A 15,700-nucleotide genomic window follows, 5' to 3' on the forward strand; every position below is an offset into this window, starting at 1 on the left:
AATGCCTACAGAGAATTTGTTACACCATTAGCGGACACCCGGATGCGCAAGGGCGTCCTAAGCCCAGGAGGTACCCGCGGCCTGGAGGTTTCGCTTCTCTAACCCTTGGCCCAGCGCCAAACCCCTTGGATCACGTGTTTGCGTACTTTCGGCTCCGAAGCCCCGCCTGGGCTGCCGCCAGGCGGGCCGTGAGCACCCTAAAGGGACTGGCCGAGGTGTAATCCAGAAGCTCCGCCACAAAGGCCACACTGCGGGCCTCCCCCCCGTGCTCCCCGCAAAGCCCCACCTTCAGCCGGGGATTGGCCCGCCTTCCCTCCTCCACGGCCATCCTTATCAGCCTTCCCACCCCCTTTTCGTCCAGGCGCTCCGTGGGGTCAAAGGGAAACAGGCCTTCTTCCACGTACTGGGGTAGGAACTTGCCGGCGTCGTCCCGGGAAAGGCCAAAGGCCATCTGGGTGAGGTCGTTGGTACCAAAGCTGAAGAAGTCCACCAAAGGAGCGATCTCCGAGGCCAGAAGGGCGGCCCTTGGGGTTTCCATCATGGTACCGAAGGGGATGGGGCCGTACTCCTGGAAAAGCTCTTCTGCCAAGGCCCTGGCCTGTTCCGCTTCCTTGGGATCCGCCACCAGGGGAATCATGACCTCAGGCCGGGGGTCAAAACCCTCCTCCCTCAGCTCCTTGGTCGCCTCCAAGAGGGCCTTGAGTTGCATGCGGAAAATGCCGGGCCTCAGGAGGAGAAGGCGGATTCCCCGGAAGCCCAGCATGGGATTCTGCTCCGATAGGGCCTTGGCCCTTTCCCAAAGAGCCTTAGCCTCCTCATCCCCCGCTATGGCCTTTTCCCGAAGCTCTTCCAAAGGTGGCAGGAACTCGTGGAGGGGAGGGTCCAAAAGGCGCACGGTCACAGGCAGGCCATCCATGGCCCTCAAGATGGCCTTAAAATCTTCCTTCTGGAAGGCATAAAGCCTCTCTAAGGCCTCGGCCTCCTCCTCCGGGGTACGGGCCAGGATAAGCCGCCTCACCCAGGGCAGGCGCTCCTCCTGAAAGAACATGTGCTCCGTGCGGCAGAGGCCGATTCCTTCAGCCCCGAAGGCTCGGGCCCTTTCCGCATCCGAAGGGGTATCGGCGTTGGCCCTAACCCCCAAGGAGCGGTGGGGTTCGGCCCAGGAAAGGAGCTTCTGCAAAAGTTCCTCACCCGCCGCCTCAGCCAAGGGCACCGCCCCCAGGAAGACCTCCCCGGTGCTTCCGTCCAGGGTGAGGAGGTCCCCCTCCCGGATCTCAAGACCGTCCACCCAGGCCCGTCCCTCCTCCGGGGCCACTCTCAGGCCCTCCGCCCCCACCACCGCCGGCACCCCCAGGCCCCGGGCCACCACCGCCGCATGGGAGGTGAGGCCCCCCCGGGCGGTGAGGATTCCCTGGGAAAGGTACATGCCGGTGATGTCCTCGGGGGTGGTTTCCGGGCGCACCAGGATGGTGGGCAACCCCTGGGCCGTGTAGCGCTCCGCCCCTTGGTTGCTGAAAACCACGTGCCCCACCGCGGCCCCAGGGCTGGCGGGAAGCCCCTTTAGGATGGGCTCTGGTGCTTTATTCCGGTCCACCGCAGGCTTGAGGAGGCCAGGGAGGGCGTTGGCTTCCACCCGAAGCACGGCCTCTTCCTTGCTGATGAGACCCTCCTCCGCCATCTCCACAGCGATGCGCACCGCCGCCTGGGCCGTGCGCTTGCCCGAGCGGGTCTGGAGAAGGTACAAGCGCCCACGCTCCACCGTGAACTCAAAGTCCTGCATGTCGCGGAAATGGCGTTCCAAAAGGTCCGCTACCCTTTCAATCTCCCGGTAGAGCTCGGGGGCATATTCCCGCAAGCGGCTAAGGGGCTCGGGGGTGCGGATGCCCGCCACCACATCCTCCCCCTGGGCATTCCTCAGGTACTCCCCGTAAAGGCCCTTTTCCCCGGTGGCGGGGTTACGGGTAAAGCCCACCCCGGTCCCCGAGTCCTCCCCCAGGTTCCCGTAGACCATGGCCTGGACCACCACCGCCGTGCCCAGGTCCTCCGGAATGCCGTAGATACGGCGGTAGGCCTTGGCCCTGGGGTTGGACCAGCTACGGAAGACCGCCTCTATAGCCCCCTCTAGCTGGAGCCAGGGGTCCAGGGGGAAGGGGGTACCCCGTTCCTCCAGGTGGCGCAGGTAGAGGAAGGAAAGGGCCTCGAGGTCCTCGGCGGTAAGCTCGGCGTCGCTTTGCACGCCCCGCTTCTCCTTTACGGCGGAAAGCAGGCCCTCAAACACCTCGGCCCTTTCCCTCAAGACCACCTCCCCATACATGGCAAGAAGCCGGCGGAAGGTGTCCCAGGCGAAGCGGGGGTTCCCTGAAGCCCGGGCCAGGCTTTCCACCCCCTCCAGGGTCAGGCCCAGGTTGAGGATGGTGTCCATCATCCCGGGCATGGACACCGGGGCCCCGCTCCGCACGGAAACCAGAAGGGGAGGGGTATTCCCCTCCCCTTTGCCGAAGCGTTTGCCTACCAGGCCCTCGAGGGCCGCCATCTTAGCCCGGACCTCCTCCTGTAGACCAGGGACGGCCCCCTCCCGCAGGAAAAGGCGGCAAGCCTCCGTGGTGACGATGAGAGCCGGAGGAACGGGAAGCCCCGCCCAAACCATCTCCACGAGCCCAAACCCCTTGCCGCCCAAGAGGTCCCGGGAAAGGCCCCGGGCCTCGGAAAGCAGATACACCCGTGTTCCCTTCACGCCCCCAGTTTCCCTTCCGGTGTGGAAACGTGGAAAGTGTAAGCGCTGGTCCTCTACACCAGCCTCCTCCTTCCCCACACTACCCCGCAGGGGGCCGCCTGGGGCGGCCCTAACCCCTTTTCCCAAGGGGCGGGCCTTGGGAACAGGGCCAGGGCCACGGTCGCTAAGGCAGAGAGGCGTAGCATGGAAGGCATGCTGGGAGACGTGCTAACGCCTATCCACGGGGGACCCGATGGAGGCCCCGAGCCCCTCCACGACTTCTCCACCAACGTCAACGCCTTAGGGCCCAATCCGGTAATCCTGGAATACCTACGGCGGGCCGATCCCAGCCGCTACCCGGACCCCCTCTACCGGAGGCTCCACCGCCTGCTGGCAGAAAGCCACGGGGTCCCGGAAACCCACGTGGCCGTGGGCACGGGCACCAGCGAACTCATCCACCGCCTGGTCCGTTGGAACTTCCTAAGAGGCCCCATTCTCCTCCTTCAGCCCACCTTCAGCGAGTACGCCCGGGCCGCCCGGGCCTTGGACCTGCCCCTTTGGGAAACGGAAAGCCCCGAGGAGTTCCTCAGGCTCTTACCCAGAAGCTCCTTGGCCTTCCTCTGCGTGCCCAATAACCCCACGGGGGAGGTCTACCCCTTTCTGGAGGAGGCCACAACCAGGGCCGGGGGAGCCTTGGTGCTGGACCTGGCCTACTACCCTCTGTTGGAAACCCCTTTTCCTCTACCCCAAAACGCCTGGCGGCTCTATAGCCCCAACAAGGCCCATGGCCTCACGGGAGTGCGGGCGGGGTACCTGGTGGCCCCCTTGGACCTTACCCCCTTTCGTAACCTGGCCCCCTCCTGGCCGGTTTCCGTGTATGGGGAGGCCCTTTTAGAGGGGCACCTGGACCCCGAGGCCCAGGCGTGGTTGGACCGGGCTAAGGCCGAGCTCCACCGCTTGCGGCGCCTCTTGGCCCAGAGGCTTCGGGAACTGGGCCTCGAGGTACGGGAAAGCCCCACCAACTTCCTCCTGGTGCGGGTGGGCCAGGCCACGGAGGTGGCCCGGAGGCTTCGGGAAAAGGGGATAAGGGTGCGGGACGCCACCAGCTTCGGCCTGCCGGAGTGGCTGAGGCTTTCCGCGCAAAGGGAGGAGGCCATCCAGGCCCTGGTGTCCGTGTTGTCCCAAGTATAGTGAGGAGGTGATGGCCCCGGCTGCCTCCCTTACCCAGGCGGCGGGAAGGCTACGGGAGGGTAGGCCTCCTCGGGTCTTGCCCGAGGGGATCCTGGAGGTGCTGGGTGCAGGCTAAGGCCCTCATGGTCTGGGGCACAGGAAGCGGCGTGGGCAAAAGCCTGCTCACCGCTGGGCTCCTCCGCCACTTCCGGCGCCAGGGGCTAAGGGTGGCGCCCTTTAAAGCGCAAAACGTGTCCAACCACGCCCGGGTGGTGGGCGGCGGGGAGATGGCCAGCGCCCAGTGGCTACAGGCCCTGGCAGCGGGGGTTGAACCCGATCCCCGCATGAACCCTGTGCTCATCAAGCCCTTGGGCGAGATGGGAAGCCAGGTGGTGGTCCTGGGCCAACTGGACCCCTTCCTTTCGGGGCTCCCTTGGGCCCAACGCCGACCCCACCTGGAAAGGCCTGTGCGAGAGGCCTTGGAAACCCTAGGCGGGGAGTTTGACCTCCTGGTCCTGGAAGGGGCGGGAAGCCCGGTGGAGCGCAACCTCTGGCCCGACCTGCCCAACCTCCGGGTGGCGGAGTGGGCGGGAGCCAGGGCCCTCCTGGTGGCGGACGTGGACCAAGGCGGGGCACTGGCCGCCCTCTACGGCACCTGGGCCCTACTGGGGGAACACCGGGAAAGGCTTTTGGGCTTCGTCCTCAACAAGTTCCGGGGCGATCTCCGCCTTTTGGAACCGGCTTATGGTCTCCTGGAGGGCTGGACGGGGATACCCGTCCTGGGCACCTTGCCCATGCTCTCCGTGGCTTTGCCCGAGGAGGATGGCTTCCGCCCCGTGCCCCACAGGGGGCCAGGCCCCAAGGTGGCCATCCTGCGCTACCCCCACGCCTCCAACCTGGACGAGTTCTGGCCCCTTTCGGAGCTGGCCCGCCCCGTGTACGTCCGCACCTTGGAGGAGGCCGAAGGCGCCGAACTCCTCATCCTGCCGGGTAGCCGCCTGCCCGCCAAGGACCTGGCCTGGCTTCGCCCCTTTTTCCCCCTCCTGCAGGCGCATCTAGCCGCCGGCAAGCCGGTGCTGGCCCTCTGCGGTGGGGCGGAGATGTTGGCGGAGCTCCTCGAGGACGAAGCGGGCGTGGAGGCCCAGGGGGTGTTCCCGGGCCTTGGCCTCCTCCCCTTCCGGGTGCGGATGGCCAGGGAGAAGACCGTACGCCGAAGCCGGATCCGGCTCAGCGGGCTCGAGGGGTTTTGGGCTAGGCTTAACGACCTCGAGGTGGAGGGCTACGAGATCCACCACGGCCAGGGGCTCCCTTTGGTACATCAGGAAGGCCCCCTCCTGGCCACCTGGCTCCACGGCCTCCTGGAAAACCCCGGGGTCCAACGGGCCCTCTTTGGCCGGGAGGCCAGGGGATTGGAGGAGGCCTTAGACCATCTCGCCGACGCCCTGGAGGAGCACCTGGACCTAAACCGCCTCCACCGGGGCCTGGGGCTTGTCCTAGGCCCTAGCATCCCTTCTGGGCCCAAGGAGGCGGCCAGAGGAAGGGATCCGGACCCCCCGCCTCCGCCCGGCCTGGTCCTGCTCCTGGGCGGGGCCAAAAGCGGAAAAAGCCGTTATGCGCAAAGGCTGGCCGGTCCCTACGCCACCCTCATCGCCACCGCGGAAGCCCGGGATGTGGAGATGCAGGAAAGGATCGCCCGCCACCGGGCAGAACGCCCTCCCACCTGGGAGACCCTGGAAGAACCCCTCCATCTGGCGGAGGCCCTGGAACAGGCCCGCCACCCCACGGTGGTGGTGGACTGCCTTACCCTTTGGGTGGCCAATCTCTTGGAAAAGGGCCTGGACCCCGTGGCGGAGACCCGGCGCTTTCTCCAGGCGGTGGGGTCCAGCGGCAAGCGGGTCATCGCCGTTTCCAACGAGGTAGGGATGGGGATTGTCCCGGCAAACCCTCTGGCCCGGCGCTATCGGGACCTTTTGGGCCAGGTGAACGCCCTAGCGGCCGAAGCCGCCCAGGCCGTCTACCTCATGGTGGCCGGCAAGCCCCTGCGGCTTTAGGAACCGGGGTCCCAGGTGGCCTTAACCCCGGGAGTGGCCAGAGGCCTCCCACCTCTCCCGCAAGCGGGCAAAGAGGGCCTCCACCTTTTCCTTGGGCAGGATCACCTGCTCCGTGCGCCCCCGGCCGATCAGGTCCCCCAGCTCGTTGTAGGCCTCCATGGTGGCGTAGACCCGGTTCCCCTCCGTGCGCTCATGGCGGGCCACGATCCGCACCCGCATCCCCGGCAAGGCCGAGGCCAGGTGGCGCACCTCCACGTAGCTTCCAATCCCCTCCTCCCCCTCCTCCAGGAAAGGAAGGATGATCTTCCGCCCCGCCAGCTCCATGTGCTTGGCCATCCAGTAGGTGGCGTACACGGGATGGACCGGGCCCAGCTCCTCAAAGTTCACGGTCATCTCAGGGGTAACCAAGGTCTCAAACGTCGCCTCAAAACCGATGGGGATGGGGCGCATGGCCTACTTCCTCAGGTCCAAAACCCGCCGCAGCTTCCCCCCCTCGCTCCTGGGGGCCTCCCCGGGGGCCAGGAGGGTTACCCTCATGCTCACCCCGATGGTGTCCTTAATCTTGTGGGCCACCTTCTCCCTAAGGGCATGGAGGCGGTGGTCGGCCTCAATGACCTCATCGGAAAGGGCCTTGCGGCCAATCTCCTGGAAAAAGGCCTGGGAAACCTCCACCCTCAGCTCGGCCTCGTCCAGGGTTCCCTCCCGCCGCACCACGATCTGGTAATAGGGTTCCACCTCGGGGATCCCTAGGAGCACCGCCTCCACCTGGGTGGGATAGACGTTCACCCCGCGGATGATGAGCATATCGTCGGTGCGGCCTAGGATGGGACCCATCCGCACGTGGGTCCGGCCGCAAGCACAGGGCTCATAGGTGAGGAAGGTGAGGTCCCCCGTCCAGTAGCGCAGGAGGGGCAGGGCCTCCTTGGTGAGGGTGGTGAAGACCAAGACCCCCACCTGGCCCTCGGGAAGGGGCTCGCCGGTGGTAGGGTCCACCACCTCGGGAAGGAAGTGGTCCTCCCAGATATGGCTTCCCTGGCGCTCCTCCACGCACTCGTTGGAAACCCCCGGACCGATGATCTCGGATAGCCCGTAGATGTTGGTACTCCGCACCCCCAGGCCCTCATCCACCTGCTTGCGGATGGCCTCGGTCCAGGGCTCAGCCCCCAGCACGGCGTACTCCAGGGAAAGCTCCTCCGGGGAAACCCCCCGCTTCCTAAACTCCTCCGCCAGGGTTTGGGCGTAGGAGGGGGTACAGGAGATCACCTCTGGGCGGAAGTCCTGAATCAGCATGAGCTGCCGCTCGGTCATGCCCCCGGAAACGGGGACCACGGTCATCCCCAAGGCCTCGGCCCCGGCGTGGAGACCCAGGCCCCCAGTAAAGAGGCCATAGCCATAGGCGTTATGGAGCATCATGCCCGGCCTGGCCCCGGCGGCGGCCAGGGAGCGGGCCACCACCTCCGCGAAGACCTGCAGGTCTTTCTTGGTGTAGCCCACCACCGTGGGCTTGCCCGTGGTGCCGCTGCTGGCATGGATGCGGGCCACCTCCTCCCGGGGCACGGCGAAGAGGCCAAAGGGGTAGTTTTCCCTGAGGTGGTCCTTCTTGGTGAAGGGGAGTTTGGGAAGGTCCTCGAGGGTCCGCACCCCCTTCGGGTCCACCCCCACTTCATCCAGAAGCCGCCGGTAGAAGGGCACCCTTTCGTACACGTAGGCCACCACGGCCCCAAGCCTCTCCTCCTGCAAGGCCCTAAGCTTTTCCCTGGACAGGGTTTCCAGTTCCGGCTGGTACATCATTCCGCATCACCTCCAAGGCGAAGTACCATTCCCACAAGACCAGGCGCTGAACCCGCCCTCAGAGACCACCGGATAGGTGTCGGGGGGCCGGAAGAGGTTCGCCTCCTCTGCCCTGGCCCCCACCCGCACCCCAGTAGGGAGGGGACGGAGGTAATCCGGGCGGCAGGAGAGGCCCACGGCGGACCCCCGGGAGGTGCGGGCCAAGGCGCAGGTCCCGCGGCCCAGTACCTCGAGGAAGCCCCCGTGGGAGTTGGGGTGCGCCTTGGCCACCACCGCTTCCCCCGGGGCCAGGTACCCAACCTGGAGGCCCCAGGTGCGCATGGAGGTATCCCCCGGGAACTCCCTCACCCTTCCACCTCCCGGGATAGCCCCAAATAGGCCTCCACCACTCGGGGGTCCTGCCTCAAGGCCTCCGCCGGCCCCTCGAGGACCACCTCCCCCGCCTCCAGTACCAGCCCCCGGTCCGCCAGGGCCAAGGCCACCTTGGCGTTTTGCTCCACCAAAAGGAGGGTGGTCCCCGCGCCCTTAAGCTCCCCCAGGATGCGGTAGATCTCCCGCACCATCAGGGGAGCCAGGCCCAAGGAGGGCTCGTCCAGAAGGAGGAGCCGGGGCCTCGCCATAAGGGCGCGGCCGATGGCCAGCATCTGCTGCTCCCCACCGGAAAGGGTACCGGCGGGCTGCCTTCTCCTCTCCAAAAGCCGGGGGAAAAGGGCATAGACCCTCTCCAGGTCCGGCCTGAGGTTCTCCCGCCGGCGGAAACGGGTAAACCCCCCCAGGAGGAGGTTGTCCTCCACGGAAAGCCCGGGAAAAAGGGCCCGGCCCTCCGGCACCAGGACCAGACCCCGGGCCAGAAGGCCTTCCGGGCTCCGTAGCCGCACCTCCTCCCCGTCCAGGAAAACCTTCCCCTCCGCCTGGGCCAGGCCCAAAAGCCCCCGCAGCACGCTGGTCTTCCCCGCCCCATTGGGGCCGATGAGGGTGAGGGCTTCCCCTGGCTTCAGGGAAAAGGTTACCTCCCGGACCGCCTCCAGGGGCCCGTAGCGCACGGTCAGACCCTGAACGGAAAGGAGACTCATGCCACCTCCTCCTCTCCCAAATAGGCCGCCCGCACCAGGGGGTTCCTCTGCACCTCCTTGGGGCTTCCTTCCGCAATCTTCTCCCCGTAGTTCATCACCACCACCCGGTCCGCCAGGCCCATGATGAGGTCCATGTCGTGGTCCACGATCAGGACCGTATAGCCCTCCCTGACCAGGGAACGGAGAAGGGAGGCCAGCTCCCTTTTCTCTTGGGCCCTTAGCCCCGCCCCCGGCTCGTCCAAAAGGAGCACCTCCGCCCCCGAGGCCAGGACCCGGGCGATCTCCAAAAGGCGCTGTTGGCCCACGGAAAGGCGCTCCGCCTTTTCCAGGGCCAAGGACTCCAACCCCACCCGCACCAGGGCCCGGTAAGCCGTGGCCAAGGCCTGTTCCTCCTCCTTGCGGGATAGGCCCAAAAGGGCCTGGAAAAAGCCCGCCCGGGTGCGGCTATGGGTACCCAAGGCGGCGTTTTCCAGCACCGTGAGCTCCGGGAAGAGGTGCGGGTGCTGAAAGGTGCGGCCCAGGCCCAAGGCATGGATCCGGTGGGGGGGGAGGCCCGTGATCTCCTGGCCGAAGAGGTAAACCTGGCCCCGGTCGGGGAGCAGGGCCCCGGCCACCAGGTTGAAGGTGGTGCTCTTCCCCGCCCCGTTGGGCCCGATCAGGGCCAGGATCTCCCCCCGCTTTAGGGAGAAGGAAACCCCAGCCACCGCCAAAAGCCCCCCGAAGGACTTCTGCAGGCCCCGAGCCTCCAGAACCACCTCACCCCGGGGGCCGTCAGGGCTCCGGAGGGAAAGGGGTTCCCCCTGGGGCAGCCCTGGGTCCCGGCTTGGCAGGTACCGTTCCACCAGGGGCCAGAGGCCCTTGGGGGCCAGGATAAGGATCAGGGCCAGGATCAGGCCATAGCCGATGGTCTCGTAGTTCCCCTGCCGCCCCAGAAAGAGGGGCAGGAGGTCCTTCAGCCAGTCCTCGAGGCCGGTGAAAAAAGCTGCTCCCAAAAGCACTCCGGGAATGCTCCCCACCCCTCCCGCCACGGCCATCACCAGATACTTGATGGAGGCCTCCAGGGAAAAGGGCGTGGGATTGACAAAGCGCAGGAAGTGGGCGTAAAGAAAACCGGCCAGGCCAGCGATGGTCCCGGAGAGCAAAAAGGCCTTGAGTCTGAGGGCTGCCGGATCCACCCCGAAGCTGGCTGCCGCCAGGGCATCCCCCCTCAGGGCCAAAAGGGCCCGGCCTATGCGGCTATGGCGCAGGTTATAGAGGGCCAGGATCAGAAGGGCCAAGAGGAAAAGGGTAAGGAAGGCGTAGCGAAGGCCCGTGTCCAGGGGGATACCGAAGAGGCCCAGCGGGGGGAGATCGGTAAGCCCGGTGTGCCCCCCTGTAAGCCCCACCAGGTTCCCCGCCAGAATGTACAGGGCCACCTGCCAGGCGATGGTGGAAAGGGGCAGGAAGTGGCCCTTCAGCCGCACCGTAAGCCCCCCCAGGAGCAAAGCCAGCAGAAACGCCGACCCCAGCCCTGCCAGAAGCCCCAGCCAAGGAGAAAGCCCCAGCTTAAGGGTAACAAGGGCTGTGGCATAGGCCCCCATCCCCATGAAGGCCGCCTGGGCGAAGCTGGTCATCCCCGCCAAGCCCGTAAGCACGTAAAGGGAAAGGGCCACCATGGCCGAGAGGGCGAAAAAGTTCAGCAGGGTGAGGTAGTAGGGAAAGGGGGAGAGTACCCAGGGCAAAAGGAGCAACAAAAACCAAAGGTAGCGCATCACTCCTCCACCGTCCTAGCCCTCAGGCTCTGGTAGAAAAGGGCGGGCACCAGGAGTAGGAAGACCAAGGCCTCCTTGTAGGCGCTGGCGTAGAAGCTGGTAAAGCTTTCAAATAGTCCCACGAGAAGCGCCCCCAAGAAGGCCACCGGGTAACTGGCAAGCCCCCCCAGGATGGCGGCCACGAATCCTTTAAGCCCCAGCATAAAGCCCATGAAATAGGCGGCATTGATGAGGGGAGCCAAAAGAAGCCCGGACAGGGCCGCCAGTAGGCTAGCGATGCCAAAGGCCACCATCCCCGCTTCCTCCGGACGTATGCCAGAAAGCCGGGCTCCCAAGCGGTTCTCCGCCGCCGCCAAAAGCGCCTTGCCGAAAAGGGAAAAACGGAAAAAGAGGTAAAGGCCCGCCAGGCTCAAGGCGGCGAAGAGGAGGACCAAAACCCCCTGCCAGGAAAGGCCCACCATGACCTCCCCGGAAAGGAGGGGGGCGGGCCGGAACTGCTCGGGGCCGAAGAAGACCAGGCCCAGGCCCTGGTAGGCCACGTGGAGGCCTACGGCCATGATGAGAAGGGAGAGCACCGTGGCCCCCCGCATGGGCTGGAAGAAGACCCTATAGGTGGCCACCCCCAGGTAGACCACCAGGAGCACCGCCGCCCCATGGGCCAAAAAGGGCCTGCCCTGGGCTACCAGGAAAAGGAGGAAAAGCCCCACCCCTCCCAGAAGGGGCAGCAGGGCCCCCCGGCCCCGGTCCATCAGGGCCCAGGCCCCCCCCAGGGCCAGGGCCAGCCACAGGGTACCGGGAAGCTTCCCTTCCAAAAGCCACACCAGGGAGAGGGGGGCGAACATGAGCAGCTCCCCGATCGGCACCAGGATCACCCGGGTAACGGCGAAAACCAAGACCAGGGAGAGGGCCAGAAGCCCGTAGACCACCCCGTTTTGCAACCCGTCCAAGAGTAGGAAGCTGAGGATGGTGGCGTCCATGGCTTAGCGGAAGATACGCTCCAGCTTCCAGCGGCCTCCCTCAATTTGGACCATCACCGCAGCGTCCTCAAAGCGCAGGCCCAGGTGGTCCTCCTTGCTGAAGGTGAAAACCCCGTGGGTGGCCACCAGGTTCCGGGTGGCTTCGATCTCGTCCCGCAAGGCAGAACGGAAGCCCGCCAGGTCCTTGGCGGGATCCACCCGCTTCAAGGCCCGCTCCAAGGCCGGCTTCAGGATTAGCCAAGCATCCCAGGCATGGGCTCCGAAGGTGGAGTAGCTGCCGATACCGTACTTGGCCTCGTAGCGCTGGATGTAGTCCAGGGCCACCCGCTTGCTGGGGAAGGTGCTGGGAAGTTGCTCCGCCACCAGGATGGGGCCGGCGGGAAGGAGGGTGCCCTCCACGTCCTTACCCCCCACCCGCAGGAAGTCGGGGTTGGCCACCCCGTGGGTCTGGTAGATGAGGCCTGCGTACCCCCGTTCCCTCAGGGTGCGCTGGGGCAGCACCGCAGGGGTGCCGCTCGCCCCGATGAGAACGGCATCGGGCCGGCGGGCGATGATCCTGAGCACCTGGCCGGTCACCGAGGTGTCGGTGCGGGCATACCGCTCGCTGGCCACCACCTGGAGGCCCTTGGCCTTGGCCTCGGCCTCAAAGAAGCGGGCCCAGCCCTCCCCGTAGGCGTCGTTGAAGCCGATGTAGCCCACGGTCTTCACCCCTCTGGCCACCATGTCCGCCACGATGGCCCGGGCCATGAGCTCCTCCGTCTGCGGGGTCTTGAAGACCCAGAAGCGCTGGGCGTCCACGGGATGGATGATGTCCTTGCTGGCCGCCAAGGAGATCATGGGCACCTTGGCCTCGGCCACCACGGGGATCATGCCCAAGGAGGCCGGGGTGGTGGTGGTGCCGATGATGGCCACCACGCCCTCCTCCACCAGGCGGCGGGTGTTGCGCACCGCCTGGGTGGTGTCGGAGGCATCGTCCAGGATGATGAACTGCACCTTGCGCCCGGCCACACCTCCCGTCCGGTCCAGCATCTCCTGGAGCATGAGGAAGGTGTTCCGTTCCGGAATCCCCAAGGAGGCGGCGGGACCGGTGGCGGAGACCACCACGCCCACCTTCAGAACCTCCTGGGCCATGGCCGAAAGGGCCAACACCAACAGGGCTGCCAACCATCGTTTCATGCTTTTCCCTCCTTGTCCCTTTCCCACCGGGCAAGGCCCGGACTGGGTCTAACTAACGACCGTTTGCCTTCCAGTCTACCTAGGGACATCTGTCCCGTCAACTAGGTCACGTGCTCGGGGATGCCGGCCAACGGAGAGGGCCGGGTGGGCAAGGGTCGGTCCTCGAGGTCCAGAAGCGCGCTGCCCTCCAGGAACCAGCTTCTTGGGGTCTTGTGCCCCCAAAGGGTCTGGCGCCTGGGGTCGTTCAGGCTCCAGCGCACCGGGGGCAGGTCGGGGTCCACGGTGAGGTAGTCGGAGGTGTAAAGCTCTATACGGTGCCCGTCCGGGTCCTTAAGGTAGAGGAACATGGCGTTGGATATCCCATGCCGCCCCGGACCCCTTTCGATCTGGTCCGTCCTCCTGGCCCCCGCCAGGATGTCCGCCGCCCTGAGGATGGCCATGGGGTCAGGAAGCCAGTAGGCGAAGTGATGGAGCCTGGGGCCTTCCCCATTGGTGAAGGCCACGTCGTGGACGTTCCCCTTGCGGTGGAGCCAGCTGGCCCAAAGCCTTCCCTCCTCGTCCTCGGTGTACTCGGTGAGGCGGAAGCCCAGGACCTCCTGGTAGTAGCGGGTGGCCCTTTCCACCTCAGGGGAGAAGAGGTTCAGGTGGTCGATGCGCAAAATCCCCGGCCCGCGGTACAGGTGGTAGTCCTGAAGGACGCGGGGAAGCTTCTCCGCCCCCGAGTAGAAGACCAAGGGGTAGCCAAAGGGATCCTGGACCCGGAGCATCCGCGGCCGTCCCCAGTCGGTCTCCAAACGGTGGGGAAGCCCCTCCCTTTCCGCCCAGGCCAGGGCTTGGTCCACCCCCTCTTCGTCCACCTTAAAGCCCAGGCTGCGCACGGCGGGGAAGGCCCCTTGGGTGAGCTTCAGGCTCCACTCCAGCTCCTCATAACCCCGCAGGTAGGCGCTTTGCCCCTCCCTGTGCTCCAGGCGGAAGCCCAAAAGCCCCTGGTAAAACTCCAGGCTCCTCTCCAGGTCCTTAACCCAAAGCTCCAGGAACCCTACCCTCACGATGGCCATACCAACCTCCTGTAGCCACGGCCGAAGTACACCAAGGGAAGGCCCGGTTCCCCCAGCTCAATGGCCTCCACAAGGCCCACCACCAGGCGGTGGTCCCCTCCAGGGTAGACCGCGGCCAACCGGCAGCGCAAAACCGCCAGGGCCCCTTCCACCCTCCCCTCCACCAGGGCCACCCCTTCCTGGGGCTTCCCGGCAAAGTGCTGGGAAACCGCCTCCTGCCCCTCCCTCAGAAAGCTGACGGTGAAGGCCCGGGAGGCCTCCAGGATGGGCAGAAGCCTCGCCTTTTCGTGGATGCCCAAGGCCACCAGGGGAGGCTCGAGGCTCAAGGACATGAAGGCGGTGGCGGTCATGCCCCGTTCCTCTTCCCCCAACCGGGCGGACACCACCGTAACCCCGGCGGCAAAGCGGCTTAAGGCCTCCCGGAACGCCTCTTTAAGGGACTTCTCTGGCGTAGGCAAACCCGCGGATTCCTCGGGAAAGGCACCCGTCACGCCTCCACCTCCCTAAACACGGAAAGCGCCCCCTTGAGGTAGGTGCGGATCCGCTCCTTGTAGGGTTCCTTATCGTACACGCTAAAGAGGGTCTGGTACATGCGCACCGGGTCCCCGAAGAAGAAGCGCTCGTAAAGCTCCTGCCGCGCCCCAAACCCCGAGAGGGTCATGTCCCAGGCCAGGCGGAAAAGGGCCACCCGTTCCCTGGCTTCGAGGGTCGCCCCCTGCAGGTACTTCTCCAACAGGGGAGCCAAGGGTCCCTTGAAGTCCCGTTCCGAGGGCAGGGTGATGAGGCCGCTGGCCCCGATCTGCTCCAGGATCTCCCTAAGGCGGGGGTAGAGCCTGGGGTAGAGGTTCCTGGCCCCATCCAGGGCCCCCCGGTCAGGCACCAAGAGGCCAAAGGCGTTTTCCTTGGCCTCCTCCTCCGCCCGGGTCCAGAAGGCCCGCATGGCCTCCAGGTAGACGATGATCTCCGCGATCTTCTCCTGCACGTGGCCGTAGGCGTCGGCCCCGATCCCCTCGGCCATCAGGGCCGCCACCCCCAGGAAGGCCTCGGTCTTGGCGGTCTTCAGGGCCACCACCTGGTGGGCCATGTGATGCAAAGCCCCCGTGGCGGCGTAGGCGTTATTGCAAAGCTCCACGTTTCCCAGGATGAAGACCCGCTCCCAGGGGACCAGCACGTCGTCAAAGATCACCAGGCAGTCCATCTCCTCGAGGCGGCTGCTGAGGGGATAATCAAAGGGGCTATCCCCTCCCACCAAGGCCTCGCGGCAGAGGAAGTGGAGGCCCGGGGTGGAGGTGGGCAGGGCGAAGGCGATGGCGTACTTCTCGCTCCCCGGCCCCTCCTTAAGCAGGGTGGAGGGGAAAATGAGAACCTCGTCCGCCAGGGGAAAGGTGGCGGTCATGCGGGCTCCGCGCACCACGATGCCCTTTTCCGTCTGCCGCACCACCCCCACGGGTATATAGGGATCGGGCTGGGCCGAGGGCGGCTTGGCCCGGTTCACCTGGGGGTTGGTGAGGGCGTGGGTGGTGGCCAGGTCATGGTCGCGGAGGTAGCGGTAATAGCTTCGCACGTTGTCGGCAAACTCGCCAAAGTACTCGGCGCTGGCGGCATAGGCCATGACCACGGCATTGAGGTAATCCGGGCTACGGCCCATCATCCCCAGGTTCTGATCCGCCCAAAGCTTGTAGCCCTGGCCCCGGCGCTTTAGGTCCTCCTTGGTCTTGGGGATGAGGAAGCTCATCCCATGCCGCCTCCCCTCCTCCTCGTAGGTGAGGGCCTCGCGGTACCGGGGGTCGTGCTGCAGGTCGTATAGGGCCGCCATGGTGCGCACGATCCCCCGGAAAACCGGGTGTGTGGTGGGATCCTCCACCTTTTCCCCCTTGTACCAGAGGTTAGGGGGGCGCTCCTTGAGGGCCTCCAGGTACTCCGCTCCTGTTCTTGCCATC

Annotated in this window: 13 protein-coding genes; 2 read left to right on the forward strand and 11 right to left on the reverse strand. The window is 65.9% G+C overall.

Features of this window, described 5'->3' with window-relative positions:
* Positions 1-130: 130 nt before the first annotated feature.
* Positions 131-2,734: a pyruvate, phosphate dikinase gene (ppdK, locus tag L0D16_RS01390; protein ID WP_243029553.1), complete on the reverse strand. Its 2,604-nt coding sequence runs from the start codon at positions 2,732-2,734 to the stop codon at positions 131-133.
* Positions 2,735-2,926: 192 nt separating this feature from the next.
* On the opposite strand from ppdK, the gene L0D16_RS01395 reads away from it, so the two are divergent.
* A complete protein-coding gene (locus tag L0D16_RS01395; protein ID WP_243029554.1) occupies positions 2,927-3,904 on the forward strand; it encodes a pyridoxal phosphate-dependent aminotransferase in 978 nt (325 codons plus the stop codon).
* A 104-nt stretch (positions 3,905-4,008) separates the two neighbouring features.
* Positions 4,009-5,934: a cobyric acid synthase gene (locus tag L0D16_RS01400; protein ID WP_423247852.1), complete on the forward strand. Its 1,926-nt coding sequence runs from the start codon at positions 4,009-4,011 to the stop codon at positions 5,932-5,934.
* A gap of 21 nt (positions 5,935-5,955) precedes the next feature.
* Here the strand turns inward: L0D16_RS01400 and L0D16_RS01405 are convergent, their stop codons facing one another.
* The 10 genes from L0D16_RS01405 to hpaB form a co-directional block, all read right to left on the reverse strand.
* Positions 5,956-6,384, reverse strand: a complete 429-nt coding sequence (locus tag L0D16_RS01405) for a thioesterase family protein (RefSeq protein WP_243029555.1) — start codon at positions 6,382-6,384, stop codon at positions 5,956-5,958.
* 3 nt (positions 6,385-6,387) lie between these two features.
* Positions 6,388-7,722 (reverse strand): phenylacetate--CoA ligase family protein, encoded by a 1,335-nt coding sequence (locus L0D16_RS01410; protein ID WP_243029556.1) that lies wholly within the window; start codon positions 7,720-7,722, stop codon positions 6,388-6,390.
* Positions 7,723-7,731: 9 nt separating this feature from the next.
* A complete protein-coding gene (locus L0D16_RS01415; RefSeq protein ID WP_243029557.1) occupies positions 7,732-8,073 on the reverse strand; it encodes a phenylacetic acid degradation protein PaaD in 342 nt (113 codons plus the stop codon).
* Positions 8,070-8,798 carry an ABC transporter ATP-binding protein gene (locus tag L0D16_RS01420; RefSeq protein ID WP_243029558.1) on the reverse strand — a complete coding sequence of 243 codons (729 nt, stop codon included), beginning with the start codon at positions 8,796-8,798 and terminating at the stop codon, positions 8,070-8,072. Before L0D16_RS01420 ends, L0D16_RS01415 begins: the two co-directional genes overlap by 4 nt.
* Positions 8,795-10,549, reverse strand: a complete 1,755-nt coding sequence (locus tag L0D16_RS01425) for a branched-chain amino acid ABC transporter ATP-binding protein/permease (RefSeq protein ID WP_243029559.1) — start codon at positions 10,547-10,549, stop codon at positions 8,795-8,797. The genes L0D16_RS01420 and L0D16_RS01425 overlap by 4 nt, the downstream gene beginning before the upstream one ends.
* On the reverse strand, positions 10,549-11,526 hold the full coding sequence (locus tag L0D16_RS01430) for a branched-chain amino acid ABC transporter permease (protein WP_243029560.1): 978 nt from the start codon (positions 11,524-11,526) through the stop codon (positions 10,549-10,551). Before L0D16_RS01430 ends, L0D16_RS01425 begins: the two co-directional genes overlap by 1 nt.
* 3 nt (positions 11,527-11,529) lie before the next feature.
* Entirely contained in the window at positions 11,530-12,702 is a 1,173-nt protein-coding gene (locus L0D16_RS01435) for an ABC transporter substrate-binding protein (protein ID WP_243029561.1), read from the reverse strand.
* A 101-nt stretch (positions 12,703-12,803) separates the two neighbouring features.
* The gene (gene hpaD / locus L0D16_RS01440; RefSeq protein ID WP_243029562.1) at positions 12,804-13,760 is read right to left on the reverse strand and encodes a 3,4-dihydroxyphenylacetate 2,3-dioxygenase; all 957 of its coding nucleotides are present in this window, start codon (positions 13,758-13,760) and stop codon (positions 12,804-12,806) included.
* Positions 13,748-14,251, reverse strand: a complete 504-nt coding sequence (gene hpaC / locus L0D16_RS01445; protein WP_243029563.1) for a 4-hydroxyphenylacetate 3-monooxygenase reductase subunit — start codon at positions 14,249-14,251, stop codon at positions 13,748-13,750. Before hpaC ends, hpaD begins: the two co-directional genes overlap by 13 nt.
* Positions 14,248-15,699 carry a 4-hydroxyphenylacetate 3-monooxygenase, oxygenase component gene (gene hpaB, locus L0D16_RS01450; RefSeq protein ID WP_243029564.1) on the reverse strand — a complete coding sequence of 484 codons (1,452 nt, stop codon included), beginning with the start codon at positions 15,697-15,699 and terminating at the stop codon, positions 14,248-14,250. Before hpaB ends, hpaC begins: the two co-directional genes overlap by 4 nt.
* Position 15,700 lies beyond the last annotated feature (1 nt).

The sequence above is a fragment of the Thermus altitudinis genome, from assembly GCF_022760835.1.
GTDB classification, from domain to species: Bacteria; Deinococcota; Deinococci; order Deinococcales; family Thermaceae; genus Thermus; species Thermus altitudinis.